Genomic DNA, 2,351 nt, shown 5'->3' with positions numbered 1-2,351 from the left:
GCCTGGCGCAATCGACGCTCCAGAAGTACGGCGGCACGACCGACCTCAAGCGGATCGGATACGCAAAGCTGACGTTGGTCATGGACAAGTTGACGGACCTCAGCCGCGGCATGGAGCGGCTCGTGGCTGGCAGAGCAGCTCTCGGAGATGCTGCGTACAGCGCCCTGTGTCGCGAATTGAACCTGGCGAGCGACAGCATCGACGACATTCCGGACCGCGACACCTTGCGCGTTCTGGTCGAGAGAGTGGAAGAGCAGGCGCGCTCCAAGGCGCCCACTGGTGCAACGAGTCCGGCATCCGGGCGGATTGCCGAAGCGCGCGGGAGGCTCCTCCAAGCCGCGCGCAAGCATGCGGACCGCACCCGCAAGCGTCTCGCCGACGTGATCGAACAGGCTTCGGTCGGCACCTTGACCCTCGAAGGACTCAAGGACTTGACCGACGCGAACCTCCCTGAGGTCGAAACCGCGACAGCCCGCCTCCAGTAGTCCTCCCTTCCGACGGCACCCTCCCTCCCGACAATTCCGATTTCTGCGGGCGCAGTGTCCCTGCGCCTGCGCACTCCTGAAGCTCACACAAGGTCGGAGTAGGAATTGATGATCACTCATAACCCCCTCCACAGATCCGTACGGGCGGTATTCCCGCATACGGCTCCCGCCTCAGGTGATGACGCCCATTCGCCGCAGAGGATAGGGATGGCAAACGGTGGCGGGAGGAAGCCAGCGATCAATGAGCCGATACATTCTCTCCCAGGTGACCCGCTTCCGGCTCCCGCGCATTCTGAGCGCGTGGCGCCAATAGCCGCCTATCTGAAATCGAAATCTCATGATGGCCTTCGCATTTGTTGGCACCCCGTGATAGCGGACAAATCCGCCCACCACGGAGCCGAGCCATTTCCCTTGTTGGGCAACCGGCTCATGCATGCGCCTCCTGAGTTCGGCCTTGACCTCCTGCAATTTCCTGCTCATCCGCTTCTTGGCTGTCCGGCGAACGACCGTATACATCCCGTTGCTTCTCTTCTTCCCGCAGATATGCGTGAAACCCAAGAAGTCGAATGTCTCCGGCCTACCCTGGCCGCGTCTGAGACGGTTCGTGACCGCGTACGGCCCAAACTCGATCAGCCGCGTCTTTTCCGGATGCAGCGCCAAACCGAACTTCTCGAATCGCTTCTTGAGTTCGGCCAGACACCGCTCCGCCGCCGCTCTGCGCTGGAACCCGATCACGAAGTCATCCGCCCATCTCACGACGATCACGTCGCCGCTGACGCTGGGCGTCTTTCTCCCGTGATGGATCCACAGGTCGAGAACGTAATGAAGGAAGACGTTCGACAGCAGCGGGGAGATGACCCCGCCCTGCGGCGTTCCCTCATCGACGGCTCTCCATCTCCCTTGCTCCATCACGCCGGCGTTGAGCCATTTACGGATCAAACGCACGACGCGCGGATCTCCGATGCGATGCTCGATGAACTTCACGAGCCATCCGTGGTCGATCGTATCGAAAAACCCTCGAATGTCCGCATCGATGATCCAGTTCACCTTCTTCGTCAGCATCCCGACATAGAGTGCGTCCAAGCACTTGTGCTGGCTGCGCCCCGGCCGGTAGCCATACGAAAATCCGAGAAACTCCGTCTCGTAGACCGCGTTGAGAACCATGACGCATGCGTATTGCACGATCTTGTCCTCCAGCACCGGCACCCCGAGCGGCCTCTGTTTTCCATCGGCCTTCGGAATGTAGGTTCGCTTGACGGGTTTGGCTCGGTAAGCCCCGCGCTTCAGCCTATCGGCGAGATCGGTAAGGCAAGCCTCCAGATTCTCCCCATAGCGCTTCCACGTCATCCCATCGACGCCGCTCGCGGCATCCCGCTTGAGGCTGAAATACGCCTCTCGCAGAGTATCCACGTTGGCAATGTGATGCATGAGGCTCGTGAACTTGAGCTTCTTCTCTCTGACTGCAACTTGACGTACCCGCCCCAGCGCGTTTTGCACCCTTTCCCGGCCTTGTATCCGGCGGGTGTTTTGCTCGGACGAGTTCCCCTTGGCCAGAGCGCTTCCCTCCATCCCCTCCGCCACCGGTTGTTTCCCGGCTTTGTTCGGGGACTTCACAGGTACTATCACTCTGTCCGACTTCCCCTGCTCGTTCATCATCGGCGTGCGCCTTTCGGCTTCCCGACACGGCCTTGGCGTCTTCCCAAGGCGAGCAGTGGATCTCCCGGTTCCCGCGCGAGTTGTTTCCGTGCATGCGATGGGTCTCCGACCCCGCGGAGTCCTGCCGTGTCTTGCCAAAACGTCATGGCTTATTTTGCCTTCCGCATTCCTTGTGGGCCGATACGGCCTATCGATCTGCAAAAAATGAGA

At 60.6% G+C, this 2,351-nt stretch carries 2 protein-coding genes; one reads left to right on the top strand and one right to left on the bottom strand.

Annotation, left to right across the window (positions count from 1 at the left end; genetic code table 11):
• The coding region (locus ACOSYY_RS13585) for a hypothetical protein (RefSeq protein ID WP_421663044.1) at positions 1-485 on the top strand (485 nt) is incomplete at its 5' end.
• A gap of 171 nt (positions 486-656) precedes the next feature.
• On the opposite strand, the gene ltrA is transcribed toward ACOSYY_RS13585, so the two are convergent.
• On the bottom strand, positions 657-2,141 hold the full coding sequence (gene ltrA / locus ACOSYY_RS13580; protein WP_421663043.1) for a group II intron reverse transcriptase/maturase: 1,485 nt from the start codon (positions 2,139-2,141) through the stop codon (positions 657-659).
• Positions 2,142-2,351 lie beyond the last annotated feature (210 nt).

It is taken from the genome of Nitrospira sp. BLG_2 (assembly GCF_049222245.1).
This window is presented reverse-complemented; position numbering and strand designations above follow the sequence as displayed.